This is a genomic window from Bacillus cereus group sp. N21 (assembly GCF_016483395.1).
Classification (GTDB): Bacteria; Bacillota; Bacilli; order Bacillales; family Bacillaceae_G; genus Bacillus_A; species Bacillus_A pseudomycoides.
The window spans coordinates 1-3,611 of record NZ_JAEHBX010000153.1; the positions used below are offsets into that span (position 1 = coordinate 1).

Below are 3,611 nucleotides of genomic sequence, written 5' to 3' on the forward strand. Positions count from 1 at the left end.
GGTTACGAAAGCTTAAATTGTACCGCAGGTACCATCTTACTGTTAATAAGATTAGTTCAGGCTGATAGTGTTTCCACTTGAATAAGTTTTGCTTTTCCATACTAATCACGTCCTTTTTTAAAGTACTAGTATCAGTATGTCCAAGTTTCGAAGATTCGTTACATGAGCCATATAGTTTTTGCACCAGAACCAAAATATCTCATCTTGTCGTGCTCCTACTCATTTTTTCTAAAATGTAACGTGGTTTAGAGAACTTTGCAACAGAACCGTTTACTTTAAATAAGGAATGGATGATTTATTTGTCCTCTTTTTATAAATTATCAAAAATATGTTAAGACATTTATTATTTAGTTGTACAAACATTAACCACTGAATAGATTTAATATAGATAAAATTTAGTGGGAGGAGCATGTTATAAGTGGGCATATTTTTAAGTTATGTTTTCTTAGGTTTATCATTATCTGCTCCAATGGGGCCTATTAATGCTGCACAGTTAGAAAAAGGTATTAGGAATGGATTTTTTCACGCTTGGATTTTCGGCATAGGAGCCATAATTGCAGATATTATCTATATGGGCCTTATTTATTTAGGTGTGATTCATTTTCTCGAAAAAGATATTATAAAACTTTTCTTATGGTCTTTCGGAGCTTTTGTTTTAATCTATACAGGTATCGAAAGTTTAAAAAGCGCTAATCAAATTAGTATTAGGAATACTAGAAATGATGATTCAATTATTAAAAGCTTCTTTTCTGGTTTCTTTATGTCTCTATCTAATCCATTAACAATTCTATTTTGGCTTGGAATTTTTGGCTCTATATTAGCAAAAGCCGCTTCTTCCTATAATAAAGAGCAGCTTTTGTTATATAGCTTTGGTATCATTTTAGGTATTTTTATTTGGGATATTACTATGGCAAGTACTTCTAGTATATTTCGTAAAATTTTGAATGCACGTATATTATCTCTTATTACAGTAGTATCTGGAATATCACTTATTATTTATGGATTATATTTTGGTTTTCAAACCTACCAAATCATTTTTCAATAATTTCTATATTAGAATCAGTTATTAATACATTACTCAATTTAACCACCGCCACATTCGCTTTGCTTAAAACTGGTTAAATTCCATTTCCATGACAAGTGCAGCCATTCACCTTGCTGCTCACTATATTGAATTGTTCTAATGTATAAGTTTATTTAGAAACTTCATATTTCTAATTCCACAGAACTCCTGTAATAGGATTAAAATTAAATTCACCGATTATTTAGCTATGACATAGTATTCTAAGACAATTTCTTTTAAATAGATTGACAAAAAGTAAATTATCCCTATTTTATAAGGGAGGAGTACTTCACCATTAATAATCGACTTCACATAACTCTATTCTTTTTTCTTGAAACAAAATGAACAATTATAGTAACAATGATAACTATTCCTAAGAACAACAAGCTCACTAGGAAACCAAAACGTGTTGTTTTTTGTAAAAGTGTTCCACTAACAGCTAACGCAATCATAATAAGACCAATAATACTTTTTATCTGCATCCAACCTTTTGGATTCATTAATCTCCAAAAGGAAAGAAGAATTAGACTCCATGTATATAACAACATTAATCCAGCTGCGGTTGTTACATATTCATATATATTTTTTGGTAGTAATAAAGCACTAAGGATAGAGGCACCAAGTCCAATTATGATAAGAATTAAAGTTGGAAAAGATATATTTTTCTTGTTTTTTTTAGCAAACATCGCAGGTGCATCGCCCTCTTCAGCTAAGTTCATTAATACACTTGTAACCGCAAATAATGAACCAACTAATGTTGAAAAACCCGCTAAAATTAATACTACATTTAAAATAAATGGTACATACGGCAAATTATAATCTTGTAACGCTATTACAAAAGGACTTTCTTTCGTATTAAATTGGTTTAATGGAGCTATCATAATTGCCAACCCTAAAGAGACTACGTAAATAACCGTTAAAATCATTAACATTACTCTGCCTGATTTTTGTGCCTCTTTAGGGTCTTTTAGTCTTATTGTCATTAGCCCCATAATTTCGATTCCCCCAAATGCATAAAATGCATAAATAAGTGAGGACCAAGTGCCTTTTAGTCCATTTGGAAACCAGTCTTTAAAATTTTGCGGAAATTGAGCTTTATATAAACCACCCTTTATAAATCCCAAAATAACCAAAATCGCAATCACTATAAATCCTATTATGGCTGTAATTTTTATAATAGCCATCCATTTTTCTAAACGTTCGAATATCTTTACCCCTATAAAAATAATTAATATAGCCGCTACTCCGTATATAGCAGCAAATATCCAAAGTGGTATTTTAGGAAACCAGTAGCGTGAAAAGATACCTAACGCACTTAACTGGCTGCCCATAATAAGTAGCTCCGAACACCAGTATGTCCACCCGTGACTAAAGCCAGCCCAATTTCCAAATGCTTTTCTTGAATAAATGCGAAAAGACCCTTTTTGTGGATCTTTTACAGTCATTTTTGCCAATGCTTCAAATACAATATATGTAGTAAATCCAGTTAGAATAAGAATAAGAATAATTGAAGAGCCACCTATTTTAATTCCTATGCTGGATCCTAAAAAAAAACCAGTACCTATCGTACAGCCTATCCCTATGAGTGAGAGTTGCCACCATTTTAAATCTTTTTTTTCTTTCGTTTGATTCTTAATATCATGACAGGTCATATCATTATGCTCCTTTATTTATTATGAGAATACCCCTCATGATTACTTAAATATTTTTGAGCAAGTTTTTCAACGACGTCAATAACATCATGAGCCTTTAACTCATGTCTTGCTACTCTTGCACTGCCTACCGAAATTTCAACCGTAAATACCTCTTCATATTTCATTTACTCTGCTCCTTTTTTATTTACGTATACAAATATACTACCTGCTTATAATTTGAATCTCTAACCTTTTATCCTCGTATTTTTCTATATTTAATTATGTATTTAGGGCCTTGAGAGCTCAAAGGATTAAATATATAAATTCATTTTTAGATTTTGAAATCCTGACATTTTATTGTTTTAAATCTTACTAAATAAAACTAAGACTACGGAACTTATTTAATGTGCTTAAAAAGATTAACTATATATTTAAAAAGAAGTGTATGAGAAAAGAGGGACAGTATGTCTCTCCTCTATATCCATTTAACATATAAAATTAATGAGTAACCCCACCGCCAAGTTGTTGTTCAGCCATTGCTACTAGACGTTTTGTGATTTCACCACCAACAGATCCATTTGAACGAGCTGTTGCGTCTGCGCCAAGTTGCACACCAAATTCTTGTGCGATTTCATATTTCATTTGATCAAGTGCACTTTCAGCACCTTGAACCAATAATTCATTACGATTTCCACTCTTATTGTTTGCCATATTGTATCACCTCCTATGTTTTTAATATGCTACGAAACATGGAAAAACACTTATTCCTTTTTATGGTATTTTTTTATTTCGGAATTTAAGTATATGTTTTCCCTTTCTCCTTAAAATATGGTTGAAAGAGCAAGAAGAGGAACTGTTCTAATAGCTTTTCATAACAAGGTTTGTTTGAAATGATCGTGTTATTCCTCCTTCTC

Annotated in this window: 4 protein-coding genes and 1 pseudogene; 1 reads left to right on the forward strand and 4 read right to left on the reverse strand. The window is 31.5% G+C overall.

Annotated features, from left to right (window positions below; all coding sequences use genetic code 11):
- A pseudogene (locus JDS96_RS29940) lies at positions 1-100 on the reverse strand (IS6 family transposase); the annotation flags it as partial.
- Positions 101-418: 318 nt separating this feature from the next.
- Here JDS96_RS29940 and JDS96_RS29945 point away from each other — a divergent pair.
- Positions 419-1,045: a LysE family transporter gene (locus JDS96_RS29945; RefSeq protein ID WP_199669024.1), complete on the forward strand. Its 627-nt coding sequence runs from the start codon at positions 419-421 to the stop codon at positions 1,043-1,045.
- 326 nt (positions 1,046-1,371) lie between these two features.
- Here the strand turns inward: JDS96_RS29945 and JDS96_RS29950 are convergent, their stop codons facing one another.
- From JDS96_RS29950 to JDS96_RS29960, 3 genes are all read right to left on the reverse strand, one after another.
- Positions 1,372-2,715: an amino acid permease gene (locus JDS96_RS29950; RefSeq protein ID WP_199669025.1), complete on the reverse strand. Its 1,344-nt coding sequence runs from the start codon at positions 2,713-2,715 to the stop codon at positions 1,372-1,374.
- A 14-nt stretch (positions 2,716-2,729) separates the two neighbouring features.
- A complete protein-coding gene (locus JDS96_RS29955; protein WP_199669026.1) occupies positions 2,730-2,882 on the reverse strand; it encodes a hypothetical protein in 153 nt (50 codons plus the stop codon).
- Positions 2,883-3,195: 313 nt separating this feature from the next.
- Positions 3,196-3,408 (reverse strand): alpha/beta-type small acid-soluble spore protein, encoded by a 213-nt coding sequence (locus tag JDS96_RS29960; protein ID WP_199669027.1) that lies wholly within the window; start codon positions 3,406-3,408, stop codon positions 3,196-3,198.
- Positions 3,409-3,611 lie beyond the last annotated feature (203 nt).